Origin of the sequence: Lysinibacillus capsici (assembly GCF_003367505.1) — a bacterium.
GTDB lineage: Bacteria > Bacillota > Bacilli > Bacillales_A > Planococcaceae > Lysinibacillus > Lysinibacillus capsici.
Window position 1 is genome coordinate 216,799 of the sequence record NZ_PXXX01000006.1, and the last position, 18,319, is coordinate 235,117.

The 18,319-nt window shown below is 35.3% G+C and carries 18 protein-coding genes; 13 read left to right on the forward strand and 5 right to left on the reverse strand.

Features of this window, described 5'->3' with window-relative positions:
- Positions 1 to 206: 206 nt before the first annotated feature.
- The 8 genes from C7B89_RS03235 (at position 207) to zupT (ending at position 7,324) form a co-directional block, all read left to right on the forward strand.
- On the forward strand, positions 207 to 1,109 hold the full coding sequence (locus C7B89_RS03235; RefSeq protein ID WP_066038010.1) for a polyprenyl synthetase family protein: 903 nt from the start codon (positions 207 to 209) through the stop codon (positions 1,107 to 1,109).
- Between the two features lie 12 nt (positions 1,110 to 1,121).
- Positions 1,122 to 1,280: a competence pheromone ComX gene (gene comX / locus C7B89_RS03240; protein ID WP_054549612.1), complete on the forward strand. Its 159-nt coding sequence runs from the start codon at positions 1,122 to 1,124 to the stop codon at positions 1,278 to 1,280.
- A 5-nt stretch (positions 1,281 to 1,285) separates the two neighbouring features.
- Positions 1,286 to 3,574, forward strand: a complete 2,289-nt coding sequence (locus C7B89_RS03245; RefSeq protein WP_231595687.1) for a sensor histidine kinase — start codon at positions 1,286 to 1,288, stop codon at positions 3,572 to 3,574.
- Positions 3,558 to 4,169 carry a response regulator transcription factor gene (locus tag C7B89_RS03250; RefSeq protein WP_225341057.1) on the forward strand — a complete coding sequence of 204 codons (612 nt, stop codon included), beginning with the start codon at positions 3,558 to 3,560 and terminating at the stop codon, positions 4,167 to 4,169. The genes C7B89_RS03245 and C7B89_RS03250 overlap by 17 nt, the downstream gene beginning before the upstream one ends.
- A 422-nt stretch (positions 4,170 to 4,591) precedes the next feature.
- Positions 4,592 to 5,491: a hypothetical protein gene (locus C7B89_RS03255; RefSeq protein WP_054549610.1), complete on the forward strand. Its 900-nt coding sequence runs from the start codon at positions 4,592 to 4,594 to the stop codon at positions 5,489 to 5,491.
- Positions 5,492 to 5,530: 39 nt separating this feature from the next.
- Positions 5,531 to 5,662, forward strand: coding sequence for a hypothetical protein (locus C7B89_RS23385; protein WP_255349868.1), 132 nt, complete (start codon positions 5,531 to 5,533; stop codon positions 5,660 to 5,662).
- An 85-nt stretch (positions 5,663 to 5,747) separates the two neighbouring features.
- Positions 5,748 to 6,356, forward strand: coding sequence for a phosphatase PAP2 family protein (locus tag C7B89_RS03260; RefSeq protein WP_048394216.1), 609 nt, complete (start codon positions 5,748 to 5,750; stop codon positions 6,354 to 6,356).
- Positions 6,357 to 6,514: 158 nt separating this feature from the next.
- Entirely contained in the window at positions 6,515 to 7,324 is an 810-nt protein-coding gene (gene zupT / locus C7B89_RS03265; RefSeq protein WP_016992734.1) for a zinc transporter ZupT, read from the forward strand.
- A 55-nt stretch (positions 7,325 to 7,379) separates the two neighbouring features.
- Here the strand turns inward: zupT and C7B89_RS03270 are convergent, their stop codons facing one another.
- From C7B89_RS03270 to thrC, 3 genes are all read right to left on the reverse strand, one after another.
- A complete protein-coding gene (locus C7B89_RS03270; RefSeq protein ID WP_115673155.1) occupies positions 7,380 to 8,066 on the reverse strand; it encodes an MtnX-like HAD-IB family phosphatase in 687 nt (228 codons plus the stop codon).
- Between the two features lie 99 nt (positions 8,067 to 8,165).
- Entirely contained in the window at positions 8,166 to 9,080 is a 915-nt protein-coding gene (gene thrB, locus C7B89_RS03275) for a homoserine kinase (RefSeq protein ID WP_115673156.1), read from the reverse strand.
- Positions 9,077 to 10,129, reverse strand: a complete 1,053-nt coding sequence (gene thrC, locus C7B89_RS03280; RefSeq protein ID WP_004231969.1) for a threonine synthase — start codon at positions 10,127 to 10,129, stop codon at positions 9,077 to 9,079. Before thrC ends, thrB begins: the two co-directional genes overlap by 4 nt.
- 204 nt (positions 10,130 to 10,333) lie before the next feature.
- Here thrC and C7B89_RS03285 point away from each other — a divergent pair, with 204 nt between their 5' ends.
- Both C7B89_RS03285 and C7B89_RS03290 read left to right on the forward strand, forming a co-directional pair.
- Complete coding sequence (locus C7B89_RS03285) at positions 10,334 to 11,563, forward strand: MFS transporter (protein WP_115673157.1); 1,230 nt, start codon at positions 10,334 to 10,336, stop codon at positions 11,561 to 11,563.
- A 316-nt stretch (positions 11,564 to 11,879) separates the two neighbouring features.
- Positions 11,880 to 12,746 (forward strand): MurR/RpiR family transcriptional regulator, encoded by an 867-nt coding sequence (locus C7B89_RS03290; protein ID WP_103118902.1) that lies wholly within the window; start codon positions 11,880 to 11,882, stop codon positions 12,744 to 12,746.
- Between the two features lie 109 nt (positions 12,747 to 12,855).
- Here the strand turns inward: C7B89_RS03290 and C7B89_RS03295 are convergent, their stop codons facing one another.
- Positions 12,856 to 13,659, reverse strand: a complete 804-nt coding sequence (locus tag C7B89_RS03295; protein ID WP_048394306.1) for a GNAT family N-acetyltransferase — start codon at positions 13,657 to 13,659, stop codon at positions 12,856 to 12,858.
- Between the two features lie 452 nt (positions 13,660 to 14,111).
- Here C7B89_RS03295 and C7B89_RS03300 point away from each other — a divergent pair, with 452 nt between their 5' ends.
- A complete protein-coding gene (locus tag C7B89_RS03300) occupies positions 14,112 to 15,038 on the forward strand; it encodes a manganese-dependent inorganic pyrophosphatase (RefSeq protein WP_115673158.1) in 927 nt (308 codons plus the stop codon).
- 40 nt (positions 15,039 to 15,078) lie between these two features.
- Here C7B89_RS03300 and C7B89_RS03305 read toward each other — a convergent pair whose 3' ends face one another.
- Positions 15,079 to 16,458 (reverse strand): FAD-dependent oxidoreductase, encoded by a 1,380-nt coding sequence (locus C7B89_RS03305; protein WP_066038018.1) that lies wholly within the window; start codon positions 16,456 to 16,458, stop codon positions 15,079 to 15,081.
- 125 nt (positions 16,459 to 16,583) lie between these two features.
- Between C7B89_RS03305 and C7B89_RS03310 the strand changes: the two genes are divergently transcribed.
- Together C7B89_RS03310 and C7B89_RS03315 are read left to right on the forward strand one after the other, a co-directional pair.
- Positions 16,584 to 17,291 (forward strand): DsbA family oxidoreductase, encoded by a 708-nt coding sequence (locus C7B89_RS03310; RefSeq protein ID WP_115673159.1) that lies wholly within the window; start codon positions 16,584 to 16,586, stop codon positions 17,289 to 17,291.
- A gap of 178 nt (positions 17,292 to 17,469) precedes the next feature.
- Positions 17,470 to 18,096 (forward strand): FMN-dependent NADH-azoreductase, encoded by a 627-nt coding sequence (locus tag C7B89_RS03315; RefSeq protein ID WP_115673160.1) that lies wholly within the window; start codon positions 17,470 to 17,472, stop codon positions 18,094 to 18,096.
- The last annotated feature ends 223 nt before the right edge of the window (positions 18,097 to 18,319 follow it).

The following is an 18,319-nucleotide window of genomic DNA, read 5'->3' on the forward strand; positions in this document are numbered from 1 at the left end:
GGCGGTACTTGGTTCTCTACCGCCATTTTTTTAGTAATAATTAGCAAAAATCTGGCGTGGTTTGTATGAATAACGCCATTTTTTGGCGGTCTATCTCTTTATAAAGGAATTAATGGTATTTAATGTATTATATAATTGCGTGACTAGTATTAATTCCCACTAATCTATATAATATCTAGTAATACACCAGATAGGAGAGAGGACTATTGAAGGATTTAGATGTGCGCATCAATGAATCATTAGACATCCTTATAGAAAATGAGCTATTACTTGGACCAGAGCTAAAATTAATGCTAAAAAGCTTTAAAGAAGAAAAAACAACAGTAGGTTTTTCCTTTGGTAAAATGTGTTTTTGGCATTATGAAGCATTTTCAAGTAGTATAAATCCAGATATCTACAAGGTAGCTGCTGCAATTGAACTTTTAATACTGTCTTTTGATATTATTGATGATCTACAGGATAAAGATTCAGACTATAGTTGGAACAAAACACCTGAATTATCATTAAATGTTGCTTTAGCTATGCTGGTCATGGCATCTAAAACAATAGATGAAACCTCTTTTGAACATAAAAGAGCGGCTATAAAGCTAGTTGATGAATACGCATTAAAAAGTATAAATGGACAGCAATTAGACTTACTAAATAGTTGTCGCGATGAAGATTCCTATGTAAAAATGATTACCTTGAAATCCGGCTCATTAACAGCGATGGGTTGCTTGGTTGGCGAAGTACTTGCAAAAGGAGAAATATCTCAAGAAGTAGAGGAATATGGGAAATACATAGGGATCATCCAACAAATTAAAAATGATATTCAAAGCTTAAAGGCGTGGGGTCCTAAAAATGATCTGCTAAATAAAAGGTATTCTCTTCCTATTATTTATCTATTATCACAGAAAAATGATGTTTCAAAATCTGTTTCTAGCTATTATAATAATGATATAGTTACAGATTTGGATAATAATGCAACAGAAGACGCGTTGACAAATGGTGGGGCGATACGTTATGCCATTACCATAAAAAACGTCTATAAATTTAAAGCATTGAATTACCTGGAAAATGTAGCTATAAATCAGGTAGGTAGAGAATACCTACAAAAACTATTGAAATGAGGAGAGATAAGAATGATTAATGTAATCCAATATTTAGAGCAAAATCCAAGCCTAGTTGCACTATTAAAAGATCAAAAAGCCTCATTAGTTGGAGTTTCATCTGTAGAGCAAACAGCAATTTTAGAAGCGTTTAACGGTGAAATGAATACAGAAAGTGATATTTGGAACTAAGAAAGTTGCGAAGTAAGTTGTTTTGGCCCGCTATAATTCTCTATTTAATTATTGGTTTTTATTTAAATTATGTGAATTATAGCGAGCCTTATATACAGATTGGGGTAGAAGAAGAGAATGACAAATGGGTCATTTCTCAACTTTATTATAAAGACTGGGCAGAGGGTCAAAATATTTCTGTTGGTGATGCAATTTTAACTGTAGATCATGAACCCATCAACGAATTAAATCAACTGAGATATAAATCTAAAATTTTATCTGCTAATGAAATAACAATACTGAAGCCCGATGGAGATCTAATCAATATACATATTAAGCATTTGGATATCCCTCAACAATTTATCTATGTATTAATCATTCCAGCTTGTTATTATTTATTAACATTATTTATAGCGTTTTATTTACATTTCAAACAAAGGAATACAAAATTAGCTGACTTACTAATTCTTTTTATGTTAACGGTTTCTTTGGCCTATGTAAGTAGTGGTGTCTCTGGTAGAATGGATACGATTGGCATTATCGTAAATCGAAGTAGTATGCTGTTATGTTTAGTTATACTGTTACATTTTTTGAGAAATTATTATTCATTTGTGAAAACAAATTGGGTGTTTACAAATAATATCAAGCTCTTTTATATACTTCCTTTCATAGCTTTTGTATTAGGATGTATGGGTACTATTTATCCTGCTTCAAATGATATTCTTTCCAATGTTATATTGGCTATTTTCTTTATTCTCCTAGTGATCATCCTTAGTATTTTATTAATAAGCTATTTTAAGTACAGCTCACCTCAGTTGAAGATTTTATTAAATAGTATATTAATTCCGTTTCTACCATTTCTTTTTTTATATGCACTCCCTAAAATTTTTTTTCATACGTATATACTTTCATCTGAGATAAGCTCATTATTTTTATTGCTTATACCCTTTAGCTTTATTTTTACGCAATTAGCAGAGAGATTATTTGATATTGAGTACCATATTACAAGATTACGTTATTATGTTATATTCTCTTTAATCTTTACTGTATGGTTTACAGTGGGACTATATTTTATTGCAGGGCGTTATTTAACCATGACAGTTATGTCAGGGGTATCTTTCTTTACATTTTCTTCATTAGTCATACTTTTTTACGTAAAAGAGAAGGTCGATTATCGCAAGCGGAAAATATTATTTTCCACAAAGGGTGACTATATTCATCAGCTATATACAGCCGTAGATAAAATTGGGAAAACAATTAAAATTGATGAACTTTTAGAAAAATTTGCTTATGAGGTTTCCATGCATCTGGAGTTAGAGGATGTTTTTGTCTTAACATATAACTATGACAAAAATGAATTCATACCAATAGCTGGTGAAAGTATTACGATAGATCCTGACATAATGGAAGATATCAGATTAGGTGAAATACGCAAAATTGACAAAGTTTATATAGCATTCCTCCATCAGGATGCACATTTTAAAAGAGCTTTAGTGCTAGGGCATAATAATACGATTCATTTAAAAGATGAGGAGCTTTTATGGCTTGAACTGCTCTTATTATATGTAAATAATTTTATTGAAAATACCAAGATGGTGGAAGAACTGCTAGAGGAACTAAAGCATATGAAGCAAGCTGATGATGGTCAGTTACCATGGCTGAATAAGCTATTATGGCTAAGATTTGAAGAAGAAAAATACCAGTTAGCTCAAGAGTTACATGACACCAATTTACAGGAGCAACTTCATATAGCCCGCGAGGTGGATGTTCTAGTAAATGCAAAAAATACAACTGATATTCAAGAAAAGCTTGCGAAAATTCATAAACAAATGGTTGCATCCTTACATGAATTACGTACTTATTGTGAAAACCTAAAACCACCGTTATTAGATACATTAGGTTTAAATGCAGCTTTGGAAAAATTGATTCGGAAAGTTCAAGAAAGAGCTAACTTCGTGCTTATTTACACCATTGACCGCCTTTATTTAGAGGATGAGCGTATGAATTTAATGATTTATCGTTTATTCCAAGAGTTACTTAATAATGCGTTGAAGCATTCTTATGCAGCATCAGTTGAAATTCATTTAAAAGAAATGAACGATGGTTTCGAAATCATTTATAAAGATGATGGTGTAGGCTGTAATGTAGAGGACATTATAGTAGCCGAATCAATGGGCATTCAAGGTATGCAGGAGCGTGTAAAAGCGTTTAACGGACAATTTACTATTGACTCGAATATCAATGAAGGGATGTTTATTAGAATCATGGTGAAAGAAGGGAGTGAAACACTTGATTACGATGCTCATAGTGGATGATCACCCTATAGTGTTAGAGGGAACTAAAAATTTATTTCAAGAGAATGAAGATATTATCATCGATACGGAAAGTGATGCAACTTGTGTCATTCAAAGGATAAAGAATAAACCGTACGATATCTATCTAATAGATATCAATATGCCATTAGAAAATGGAATTAACCTAGCCCGTAATATCAAGGCTATTCAGTCAAATGCTTCAGTTATTCTTTACACAGGTGATGATATTACGGATTATTATCCACTCATTTTAGAAAGAAAAATAGAAGGTATTTTAGCTAAAACAGCTTCGAAAGAGCAAATATTAAGAACAGTAAGGGCAATTGCAAACGGTGAAATTGTTTTACCTAAAAATTTCTTAGATTTTCTGGATGATAAATTTAAACTGCAAGGTGCTAAAGATATTCACTTAAATGAAAAGGAAAAGAAAATTCTAAGACTCATTGCAGAGGGCCATACAAATAAAGCTATCGCTATTGAATTAAATATTCCTCAACGTACAACGGAAAGATATTTAACTCAACTCTTTTCTTTGTTAAATGTAGATTCACGAACAGAAGCTGTAAATCTTGCAGAGAGAATGAATTTACTCTAAACTATTTCTATGTTATACTGTTGGTATATTTTTCAATTAATAGGGGGCATTATGGGAATTAAATATCCTATATATTTCCTTAGTAAAATAAAACCATATCCCTGTACTAAATTACCTATAAAATATGATAGACACCGCCAAAAAAGTGGCGGTGTTTTTTTGTAACCGCCAAATCACGCCAAAAACTTGTCTGAATCACGCCAGAAAATTGGCGTAAACCCGAAGTTGAAATAACGGTATAACTACTGGTACGCTTAAATTAACAGTGGTTAAGTAGATTTGCTTTAGTGAGTAATATATAAATCATTTTATTAAATAAGCAGCCTGACTATCTATGAATAAAGTAGCGTTAGTAGATTGTAGAATGTTACTAGCTAGTCAATATACTTCACCATAAAACTTTATAAAGGTAGGCGTGTATTGTGAAAGTAGAACTTGAAAATTTGTTTTCCATAGATGAAACTAGTCAAGATCAAGTTATTAACGTTTATAATCGTCATGGTATTGCTATTGGTGCGCCTGAATTGAGAAAAAGAAACTTAAAAACTAAATTTAATCCTATTTTTACATTAAATGAAGATGTAACATACGAGCAGGTAACAGCTTTATATGAGTCATTAGAGCGTGAATTTGGAATCGTTTCAATTGGAGAACGTTTTTATTTTGAATTTTCAGATTTAGAGTATGAACGAGCACCATTATTTACTTTAAATTCAACAGGTAATTCACCAGAAATGTTCTTAGAAGATAAGGGGACACTATTTTCTTTGAGTACACATTGTAAGTGTTGTGGGCTCATGGATAAAGAGCAGTTATCACCAATAGTTATCGATACTACGCAGATGAAAGATCGTCATTTAGTGCATGTAAATGGTTATTGGGTAGCTTCTGAGGAACTAGTATCATTAATGAAAAGAGAAAAACTAGAAGGCTATGAGCTTTTAGAGGTGATCCATCAAGGTCCGGAAGAAGGCAAACAGCCAGCTTTTCAAATTATTCCTATACAAATGCTCCCTGAGTGTAGTAAGGACAGGGTTAAATTATACTTTGCAACTGAGCAACCTCCGTGCAGTTGTGGTTTAAATGGTGTCATTAATGGTCCTGATATTTATCATCATGAAGATTTGGAAAACTTAAAAGGGGATGTTTTCTACTCAGCCGAGTGTAGTCATGATGGAAGATATCTATATAGAAAGACTTTGTTTAGTAAAAGATTTAGAGAAACTATTATAAAATATGGTATTTCACGTGAGGTTAGAGGAGAAAAGGATGCAAACTTTGGTCCAAAAGATTGGCTTTTTGATCCAGTGCTAATTAAGTAGTCAAATGTGGACTAGTAAAAGAATAAGGGAGTGTTTAGGATGTTTAGAAGAATACTACCTATAGTAGCCATTTTATTCATTGTTGCATTGGCCGTTTCCAATTACTTTAACAAACCAGAAGAAGAATCAGTCACTATTTATCAAGAGGTCAATGGTGTATACCTTTCTTAAAATGAAGGCCTATATTTCATTCAGAAAAGATTTATTTGTGTTATGATGTGAAGGACATAGCATGAATGTTTTTTGAGGTGAAAAAATGAAAAAATGGGCATATCCATTAGCAGTTTTAACGTTAATTGTCTTTATTGTATTAAGAGCCACCTATCAAAGCCAGCTGATGAATACATTTGATGCAAAGATGGCAGAGCTTTTTTTTGGTAATCGATTTATTGAGATTTTTCATTATATAGGTGAGCCTAAATTTGTTGTTGCTGTTGCAGTAGTTTTAATGGTGTATTTAGCTTGGAAGGAAAAAAATTATCGAGGTATGCTATTTGTTGTCCTAACTTTTGCAGCAGGCAACGTTCTGAACCAATTACTAAAAAAATGGGAGCAGCGTCCACGACCTGAAATTGAGGATCAACTGACATCCTTTAGTTTTCCATCTGGACATTCGATGACTGGTATACTTTATTTATTTACACTTGCTTATATTTTAGCGGAGAATAGTAGTAAAGGACGTAAAATCCTTCTATGGCTTGGGGCAACAATTTTAATGGTGCTTATTGGTTTATCACGTATTGCAGGAGCTCGACATTTTGCTACAGATGTACTTGCTGGTTGGAGCATCGGCTATACTTGGTTTATCATTTGTGTCATTTGGTACGAACGGCGTAAACGTTTATTTCAATCTAATCATAAATAAAAAGACAGGCAGTATCTATTTCTTATGATAGATACTGCTTTTTTACATTTTACCGAGACATTGTAAAGAATGATATTTGCCTCATAAAAAAGAATTGCGTATAGGAAACTTCTACGTTAAGATGAGTACAATAAGAAAAAGAGCAAAGGAAGAAGGGTATGGACGGAAATGTTTTACTGGCATTAGGATTAACTCTGTTTGCTGGACTTGCAACAGGTGTAGGTAGTTTAATAGCATTTTTTACATCAAGAACAAATACAAAATTTTTATCATTAGCATTGGGGTTTTCAGCAGGGGTGATGATTTATGTATCCCTTGTAGAAATATTTGTGAAAGCTAAAGATGCTTTAACCAATGCATTAGGTACAACTAATGGCTATTGGATGACAATCCTTGGATTTTTCGGTGGGATGTTGTTTATTGCCTTAATTGATAAATTCATTCCGAAGGCAACTAATCCTCATGAAGTAAAGCTGGTAGAGGATGTTAATGCCATCAAACCACAGGTTAATGAAGAACATTTGATGAAGATGGGCGTTTTTACAGCCCTGGCGATTGGCATTCATAATTTTCCTGAGGGGATCGCTACATTTATGTCAGCTATTAATGATCCGAATGTAGGAATTGCTATTGCCATTGCAGTTGCTATTCATAATATTCCAGAAGGCATTGCTGTATCTGTTCCTATTTTCTTTGCAACAGGTAATCGAAGGAAAGCCTTTAAATTATCCTTTTTATCAGGATTGGCAGAGCCTGTAGGTGCATTAGTAGCTTTTTTGCTCCTTATGCCCTTTTTAACAGATGTCATGTTTGGAATCGTTTTCGCTGGGGTTGCAGGGATAATGGTCTTTATTTCACTAGATGAATTGCTACCGGCTGCACAAAGATATGATGAAACACATTTGTCGATGTATGGTCTAGTAGGGGGAATGGCAGTCATGGCCATTAGCTTAGTATTATTAGCATAAGTAAGTAGGAAAAGGGAGACATCTTTGTAAAAGTGGCTCCTTTTTCTTTTTTCTATTAGCGTGTAACAACAGCTTTTTTTGACTCCACTAGCTCTTGTACTATTTTTAGACAATCATGAAATGTGGTAAAAGGTCTATATGGAACATGAAGCTCTTCACAGCGTTGGATAAGATGATCTCTAGCTAAAACAATATCTGCTAGTTTAGCTGCCTCAAAATCTGATAGAGAATCACCAATTACAATTTTATAATGATCCTCCTTGGCAACCTTCCGCATTACGCTTGGTTTACAGCAGCCGCATCCTTGTGTGCTGTATTTAGCGCATTCCTCATCGCAGCTATTTGGGTAGATCAATTCTATTTGTTTACCAGAGAAATCTGCTCTATTACAGTAAATGCCTGAAAAAGGACCAAATTTTTCAACTAAAGGCTCGATGAAAAAATCAACTCCGCCACTTACAATATAAAATGGAATATCGTTGTTTTGAGCATAGCGGGCAAAATCACCAAATCCCTCACGTATGACTGCCGACTCCATCAGGTATTGAATGACTTCATCTTTTTGATGAGTAGAAAGTAGGTGAAACATTGCTGATAGCCCATCTTTAAATGAAATGGTTTGTTCCATCATCGCTTGAGCAATTTTCTCAGATTCTTCTGGTACAAATTCAGTCATAAGTGAAAAGATGTTATCTGTTTCTGTTATCGTGCCATCGAAATCACAGAATATAATGGGTTTCAAAATAATTCCTCCTTAGGAAAGCGCGTATAAAAAGTTTAATTCTATACTTCTATAATATTAGTTTTATCCAATCTTGCTTTCAAGAAAAAACGCCTACTATTAAAGTAGACGTTTCACACATTCATTGACTTGTACACCATGTTCATCAGCATTTGTTAAAATAATTTGATGCTCTGGGAATTGCTTTTTCATTAATTCAACGAAGTCAGAGGCAATAGCAGAAGGAATAATAGAAATCATTGTTGGTCCAGCGCCACTTAGAGCAGTACCATATGCACCGTTCGATTTTGCAGCCATACGAATTTCTTCATAAGCAGGAATTAGCTTTGCACGAAACGGTTCATGGAATAAATCTTCCTCCATATAACGCCCAGCACGTTCAAAATCTCGCGCCATTAAAGAAGCGGCTAACATATTTGCATTTGCTGAGGCATGAACAGCATAGGAACGGTTAAATTGCTCTGGTAAAACAGAACGGGATTCGCTTGTTTTTAATTCAACATCTGGTACATATACCACAAAGGAGGCATCGATATCATTGATGTGGAATGTATCGACTATGCCATTGTTATCCATCGAAGAAATCGTTAATCCTCCTAAAACTGAAGCAGTTGCGTTATCTGGATGTCCTTCAATTTGTGAAGATAGATTGAGTTTATCTTGAATTGTTAATTCCAGCTCACAGACTTGGTTAGCAAGCTCAATACCTGCAACAATAACTGCTGCACTGCTGCCAAGTCCACGTGCCAATGGAAGTTCACTAGCCATCTCCACACGACAAGCGGGTAGCTGTTGACCATATAGATCTGCAGTTTTTTTAGCAATGACGTATAGTAAGTGTTCTTCAAGCTCAAACTCTTTAGGACCATTATCATCAAGATGAATAATTTCCCATTGTTCTTGCAAGGTAACAGAAAGCCGTAAGTAAAGAGACAAGCCAAGTCCTATTGAATCAAAGCCTGGACCTAAGTTGGCTGTGCTTCCAGGAACTGAGATTTGCCACATTTTACTCATAGTACACCCTCAATATATGCACGAATTTCTTCTTCATCGTTTTTAAGGGATACGACCTCTACAGTGGATACATTCATGGCTGTATCAGGATCTTTTAGGCCATTCCCTGTAAAGATTGTTACAACTTTGGCGCCTTGAGGGATTTTTCCATTTGCAACAGATTTCATAACACCTGCTAAAGAAGCAGCAGAGCCAGGCTCAACAAAAATGCCTTCTGTACTTGCGATTAATTTGTAGGCTGCTACAATTTCTTCATCTGTAACAGAATCAATGATACCACCAGATTCATCTCGAGCAGCTTCTGCCAATGTCCAGCTCGCAGGATTGCCAATACGAATGGCAGTTGCTACAGTCTCAGGATTAGCAATTGGCTCACCTTTAACGATTGCTGCAGCACCTTCAGCTTCAAAGCCATACATTTTTGGTAGACCACAATTTTTTGCAGCGTGATATTCTTTAAACCCTTTCCAATATGCAGTAATATTACCTGCGTTCCCAACTGGAATACACAAATAATCAGGGGCTGAACCTAAGGCATCTACGATTTCAAACGAAGCTGTTTTTTGACCTTCGATACGGTATGGGTTTACAGAGTTAACAAGTGCAACTGGTGTCGTTTCACTTACTTGGCGAACGATATTGAGTGCATCATCAAAGTTTCCGTCAATTTCAATGATCTTTGCCCCGTACATTGTTGCCTGTGCTAGCTTTCCAAGAGCAACTTTACCTTTTGGAATAACAACGATTGATTGGATGCCTGCACGAGTTGCATAGGCAGCCGCAGCAGCGGAAGTGTTTCCTGTAGAAGCGCAAATAACGCATTGACTTCCATCCTCGATAGCTTTTGCAACAGCAAATACCATTCCTCGGTCTTTAAATGAGCCAGTTGGATTTGCACCCTCAATTTTTCCGTAAAGCTCAATGCCTAGTTTCTTAGATAAATTCACTAAATGTATAAGAGGCGTATTGCCTTCGTTTAAAGTTAAAGCAGGTGTATTTTCAGTTACGGGTAAAAATTGTTTATATTCTTCAATAAGGCCTTTCCACATAACGTAACGATCTCCTTTTGTTCTTATAGAAAGAACAGTTGTTTTTGTATAAAAGACATTTTAACGCAAATAGCACTATTATTTCAATACCATTTCATTAATTGTCGAAACAATTCGGTAATTTGAATAGTACTTGTCACTTTCTTGAAACAACTGTATAGTAATCTTGTAATGTAAAGTCATGTGTAAAGACAGGTGGTTAGAATGACAATAAATACAGTAGTAACAAAGAAACCTCAGCAATCCATTTCCAGAAATAAGTTATTGGGTGTAGCGGGGGTTGGGTGGCTCTTCGATGCAATGGACGTTGGTATATTATCCTTTGTCATTGCAGCATTGGCCGCTGAGTGGGGACTATCACCAAGTCAATCTGGTTGGATTGGTAGTATAAATTCTATCGGGATGGCTGTAGGAGCTCTCTTTTTTGGTGTGTTTGCTGATAAAGTAGGTCGCAAGCAAATATTTATGTGGACACTTGTCCTTTTTTCTATTGCAAGTGGTTTATCCGCTTTTACAACAACATTAACTGCATTTTTAATTTTACGGTTTTTAGTAGGGATGGGGCTAGGAGGAGAATTGCCTGTAGCTTCAACACTTGTATCTGAAAGTGTGGCTGCCAAAGAAAGAGGTCGTGTGGTTGTATTACTTGAAAGCTTTTGGGCAGCAGGTTGGTTAATAGCGGCACTTATTTCGTATTTTGTTATTCCCACATGGGGATGGCGAGTAGCCCTTATACTAACAGCACTTCCAGCGTTTTATGCTATTTATCTTCGTTGGCATTTGCCAGATTCACCTCAATTTACGGTGAAGGAAGAAGCGAAAAAACGGAGCATTGGTCAAAATATGAAAGAGGTTTGGTCAAAAAAGTATGCTCGTTCTACATTTATGCTGTGGCTATTATGGTTTACGGTTGTATTTTCGTATTATGGCATGTTTTTATGGTTGCCAAGTGTGATGGTAGGGAAGGGCTTTGACATGATTACAAGCTTTAAATATGTTTTGATCATGACTTTAGCTCAATTACCAGGTTACTTTACAGCCGCTTGGTTTATAGAAAAGTTTGGGCGTAAATTTGTCCTTGTTTCCTATCTAATTGGTACTGCAGCGAGTGCTTATATTTTTGGAAATGCAGATACTTTAGCCGTATTGCTAACTTCAGGGATGCTTTTATCTTTCTTTAACTTGGGGGCTTGGGGAGCATTATATGCTTATACACCCGAACAATATCCATCGGTTATACGTGGAACAGGTGCAGGTATGGCAGCAGCGGTTGGACGAATTGGTGGTATTTTTGGGCCGTTGCTCGTTGGGTTTTTATTAACGGCAGGCTATGATATAGGTTTTATCTTTGCCATTTTCTGTGGAGCGATTATTATCGGTGTTGTAGGGGTCATCTTCCTTGGTAAGGAAACAAAGCAGCTTGAATTAGAATAGTATGAAATAGAATGTCCTGGATCAAAGAATTGATCCAGGACATTTTTGTCTGATTTCGCTTAAATAATACATAAAAATGAGCTTTTATTAATTTTTATTCGATTTTACTGATTTATTTGTTAAAATGACAAATCAATATAAAATGGTTAAAGAGTAAATCAAATTGTTTTATTAGCAGGTTAATGCGATGAAGATTTTTCAGAAAAGTCATTGTATTCAAATTGTAATCGTGATACTGTATTTTTAATCGAATTTTGAGTCAGTAGGAAACAATCTCCCGTTCGTGATAAGGTCATTGAAAGAAAGGTTGTTAGGAATGAGTATTCATGAAGATATAAAGAAAAGGTTTGTAAGGCTGTCAAAGGGCCAGCGTAAAGTAGCACAATTTGTAATGGATAATCCCACAACAGTGATTGCTAATGGAGCAGCAGAGGTTGGCAGATTGGCTAATGTAAGTGAATCAACCGTGATTCGATTTTGTTATGCTATGGATTTGTCAGGGTATGTAGAACTACAAGAGCAAGTTAGAGGCTTTATTATGTCTCAAGATGTAGGTGCAAATCTACAGCCTACATATACTGCTAAGAAGCTGACTAATTCTAGCTTTGGTAAGGTGATGCAACGAGATAGCCAAAATATTCAAGAAACAATTCATTTGATTAACGATCAGCAGATCCAAAAATGCTCAAAATGGATGCATGAAGCAGACAATATATATATTCTAGGTACTCGTCACAATGCATCTGTTGCAAATTGGCTATCTAATACATTGAAAACACTTCGTGCTAATATTAAGCAGCTTCGTTTAGACTCAGATGATTTAGTGAATCAAATAAACAGTATGGGCGAACATACGACTTTAATTGTACTATCTTTTGATAAACAGATTGTGGATATTAAAACGATTGTTGAAATTGCAAAGGTAAAGAAAGTGAAAATTATTGCCATTACAGGTTCTGCATTTTCGCCTATTCGAGAATATGCCAGTGCATTATTTACCCTCGGTACCAAGAATCATTCTTCTCTAGACATTGCCCCAGTCTTGATTTCATTTTTGCATGCGTTGATAGAGGAAATGATAAGCCAGGATAAAGACCACTATGATAAATATCAGCAATTGTATGAGCAAGTAGAAAGTAATGTATTATTCTTAGATGCTATTAGAGAAAAGCAGGTATTTTAATGTAACTACGTATAGATAGTTGTTGAAACACACTATCTATGCGTATTTTTTTGAAATTTTCTATATAAAAAGATGTCCAAATAGTATTTAGACATCTAGGAAAAGTGAATTATAGAATTTTACTCAAGCTATATTCATTAATATAAGTATCATTTAATTTAATGGCATTTTTTCGAATGCCCTCCTGATGAAATCCTAGCTTTGTAAAGAGGTGTAAAGCTACATTGTTATGCTCCATAACAGATAACTCTAAACGGGAAATATCATGTTGTTTAGACCAACTTTCAACAGCTTTCATCAGTGCGGAGCCAATACCTTTTTGTTGATACTCTTCTTTCACAGCTAAACGAATAGAGGCAACATGTCTAGCTTTAGATTGTTTATATCCATGAATAACCGCATAACCCGCAAAAATTCCGTTTAGTACACAAAGTAGTATAGTACGGTTTTTTAATTGCTTCCAATAGGTTAAATTTTTACGAAGTTGTTGGACAGTGAGATCTAGCTCGTTTTGAACATTATACATGAAGTCAGTTTCTTGAAAAATCTCCTCTTGTAAATGAATGAATGATCTAGCATCAGATGCTTCAATTCCTCGTATTATGTATGCAGATGAATTCTCCTCACTATTAGAAGTGTTGTTTTCGGTAGACTTCATTTGCGTACGTGAGAAAGATACACTAGAACCTAGTTTAACATCAATGACATAATAGCCTGCATTTGTCCATGATAAATAATGTGAGAGAGGGGGCTTAGTTTTTTTCCACCAGCTTTTATTTAAGTAGGCAGCGTTCGGTAATGCTTGTCCCATAATGTTTTCTAATTCACCAAAGGATAAAGTAATTTCTTGTTGTAAAGCTACATCAAAATAGTTAGCTAAAGGAATGTACTTTTTTTCTATCTTCTTCGTCATCGTAATCCCCATTTCCTGAATATCCAAAAATATAGACTACCTGATGATAGCATAAAATTATGATGACTTAAATATGAAAACCCAACTAAATATCTATATAAACTAATTATTTTATAAAAAAGAGGCATTTTTACTATTGAATGTTAAAAATAGGTTGGTAAAAATAGAGAATTTTATAGAAGTAATTAGACCTATTAAAAGTATACATAGCAGCTTAAGCTAGTTATAATATAGATATCTTATTTGAAAAGTATGTATTTAGAGCGCTATCATTATATTTGCATAATACAGGTTAACCGCAATTAAGCCTGTATGTTATTTCGAGAGTGAAGGTCAATGGCAAATACGCTGAGGCGAAATTGTTCCAAAGTTTCACTTTATCACTTGTCAGGCTATAAGGTATGATAAAATAAAATATAAATGTAAGTGCCATTTTAGGAGGAATTAATTCAATGAGTAAAGTATTAGTTTTTGGACATAAAAACCCAGATACAGACACAATCACGTCTGCAATTGTATATGCCTATTTAAAACAACAAATTGGTGAAGAAGCTGAGGCTGTACGTCTTGGAGATGTTAATAATGAAACTCAATTTGCATTAGATAAATTTGGCTTTGAAGCGCCTCGTTTAATCTCTTCTGTAGTTGGTGAAGCGGACAAAGTTATTCTAGTAGACCACAATGAATTCCAACAATCGGCTGACGGTATTGAGGAAGTGCAAATTGCAGAGGTAATTGATCACCACCGCATCGCCAACTTCCAAACAGCTGATCCACTATATTATCGTGCAGAACCAGTAGGCTGTACGGCTACTATTCTTAAGAAAATTTTTAGCGAAAACGGTTTAGACATACCTGCGAACATTGCTGGTTTAATGTTATCTGCAATTGTTTCAGATACATTATTATTCAAATCACCGACTTGCACAGAGCAAGATGTAAAAGCTGGTGAAGAGCTAGCAAAAATTGCTGGTGTGGAAATTGCAGAGTATGGCTTAGCAATGCTAAAAGCAGGTGCTGATTTATCTGATAAATCATTAGAAGATTTATTATCATTAGATGCAAAAGAGTTCCAATTTGGTGAGTACAAATCTGTTGTAGCTCAAATTAATGCAGTTGATGTTAATGATGTTCTTAATCGTCAAGAGGAGTTAGAAATCCTACTCAATAAAAATGTTGCAGAAAATGGCTTAGATCTATTCTTCTTCGTTGTGACTGACATTTTAAATAATGATTCAACAGCTGTTGCAATAGGGCAAGTAGCAGAAGCAGCAGCAAAAGGATTCGGTGCTGATCTTATCAATAACCGTGTTGTATTACCAGGTGTTGTTTCTCGTAAGAAACAAATTGTACCAGTATTAACAGAAGCTCTAAAATAAAAAATACAAAAGAGGTTGTCTATTTAGACAGCCTCTTTTTTTAATCAAGTTTTAATGGCTGTACAGCAGGGCCTTCAAGCACCTCACCCTTAGCGTTAAAACGAGAACCATGGCAAGGACAATCCCATGTTTCATCAGCTTCATTCCATTTTGTTTTGCAGCCTAAATGAGTACAGGTTGGAGCAGTGGCATTCCTCATATACCCAGCTATATATTCCTTGGCAACAAAGCCTCCTACTTTCAGCATTTGCATGAATTGGGCACCGAATTTAGTACGTGATGGTGAATAAAGAGCGATAGCACCTTCTTCAATCTTTGAGCCAGTTAAAAGAGACGATAAGATATCACCTGCGACAAAGGAATTGGAGATTCCCCATTTTCGATAGCCAGTGGCAATCAATACGTTAGGTAAGGAGTTTGTAATTCTCCCAACATAAGGGACAATATCAGGTGTTTCTATATCCTGGGCTGACCATCGATAAAGTGGCTGTTGTTCAAAATGCTCCTTCATTTCATTGGAAATGGCCTCATAATATGGCTCAGTATGAACGGTCTCGCCAGCGATATGATTCGCCCCTCCTAAGACTAAATAATTTTCCTGATTGATCGTGGCAGTCCGTATCGAACGGGAAGGAAAATCAACTGATAAATATTGACCTTGCATAGTCTCAGAGGTTTTACTTGCAACCATATAGGAGCGACTATTGGATAATTTAAAAAGTTTAAGCCCTTTAAATGCTTCAATGGGATAATGTGAACATAAAATAAGTTTATTATATTGAACCGACATATTTTTTTCGGTATATAAGTTATTCTGTGGTATGTTTAATTGCTGAACACGGGTATTTGCATAAAGTTTTGCGCCCATCTTCTGCGCCTCTTTCGCAAGAAAATTACTTACTTCAACAGGATTTATTTGTGCTTGTTGTGTCATACATAAAGCTTTTGTAATAGGGAATGGGAGCTCTGTGTCAGAGGTAAGGTTAGACTTAATGTTTAAAACCTTATAGGCATTCCATTCTTTTAATAATTGTGCATAGCCTTCTTTTGTTTGACAGTATAACAGTGAATCCACCGAACGAACCCTGTCTGGTGGGAGTATCTGTCTAGCTTTATCAATGGCTTGTTGATTCAGTTGATAATAAAGCTGTGCCTCTTCTAAAGATAATTTTTCTAAAAGATTTGCATAGACAATGCTATGTTGGGCTGTTAATTTTCCTGTTGAATGCCCTGTCGTACCGTGACCAAAATGGGTATTTGCTTCGAGAAGAACTACATCCACACCTGCTTTTGCTAAAGTATAGGCAGTATATAAACCAGTTAAGCCACCACCGATTATACATACATCGCATGTTGTTGAGGAAGTAAGAGAAGATAAGGAGACAGACTCAGTTGTAGCAAGCCAAAGAGATTGTGTCATATAGAAACCTCACATTGTTTTTGTATTCAGTATGTAGAAGAACTTGAAAATTTATGCAGTGAGGCATTAAAATTGCCTTGTGATTTCAACTATCGCTACAATGTAGCAAAAGGAGTGAGTATGAAATGAAAATTGAAATTTGGTCTGACTATGTATGCCCATTTTGTTATATTGGTAAAAAACAATTAGAGAAAGCGATTGAGGATACTGGCTATTCGGGGCAGGTGGAGCTTGTCTATAAAAGCTACCAACTAGATCCAACTACTCCAATAGATTCGCATAGTACTGTCTATGAATCATTGGCAAAGAAATATGGAATGTCCTTAGAGAAGGCAAAGGAAATGACAGTGGGTGTAACAGAGCGTGCGAAAGAAGTAGGGCTAAACTACGATTTTAGCAATTTGATGGAAGAGAATACGCTAAAAGCACATCGGCTTGTAAAATGGGCTGAACAACAGGGAGATGTTACAGCTCTAGTGGAATCACTTTTAAACAGTCATTTTATTGAAGGAAAGCGTATCGGTCAAGATGATGTTTTATTAGAGATAGCTGAGAAAGTGGGCCTAGAGCGTGAAGAAGTTGCAAAGGTTCTTGCTGATGATGTTTATAAAAATGAGGTAGAAGCGGATATTCAAGAAGGTCTCCAGCTTGGTGTACGAGGGGTACCGTTCTTTGTCTTAAACCGTAAATATGGTATTTCAGGTGCACAACCGCAGGAGGTATTTGAGGATACATTGCGTAAAGTTGCTGAAGAAGAGGGCTTACAACCATCGCTAAAGATGGCTGGCACAGGTGATGCGGGTATTTGTACTGACGATAACTGTAAATTTTAGCTTACTAGAGAGAGGAGTAAGGCTTTCAACTCCTCTTGTTAGAATGGATGAAAGATAGAATATTTCAGTCAAAAGTCTGAGGCAAGTAGCATTGACATTTTAGATGAAATTTTTTAAGATAAACACATATCTTGAATTCGAGATATTAGATTTTGAAATTTAAGGGAGATTTTATATAATGAACGTTTTAGTAGTAAAAGCTAACAACCGTCCAGACGGTATTTCAACAAAAATGTATGATACTTTCATGGAAAATGTACAAGGTGCCAACGTAACAACTTTTGATGTATTTGCAGAAGATATGCCTTATTTTGGCCAAGATCTTTTCAATGCTTTTGGTAAAGTACAAAATGGTGGAGAGTTAACAGACATTGAATCACGTCTATTAGCTGCAAAACAAAAAGCAATGGATGCATTAACTGCTGCTGATTTAGTTGTATTTGCATTCCCACTATGGAACTTAACAATTCCAGCACCTTTACAAACATTTATTGACTATGTATACCAAGCAGGATTCACATTCAAATATGGCGAAAATGGTCAATTAATTAGCTTAATGACTGACAAAAAAGCGATTATTTTAAATGCTCGTGGTGGCTACTATTCATCACCTGAAGCTCAACCAATGGAAATGTCAGTAAACTACATTAAAAACGTAGTAGGTGGCGTATTCGGGATGAAAGTTATTGAAGAAGTGATTATTGAAGGTCACAATGCTTCACCAGATAAAGCGCAAGAAATTATTGCAAATGGCCTAGAAGAAGTGAAAAAGGTTGCTCAATCACTACAAACTGTGAATGTATAAAAATTATTTTTTATTAAAAGTCCTCTCAATTTTGGGAGGACTTTTTTTATTTTGTCAACAGATGTATGGTGTGGTATGGAGGTCGGACATATTGACAGTAACTAATTATTTTGAATTTACATTTACTAACATCCTATTTAATAGAAAAATAAAGAATGGTAGAAATCTATGATTTGGAGGGAAAGTAATTAACCATTCTTTTAAAAATACATATAATTAGGAC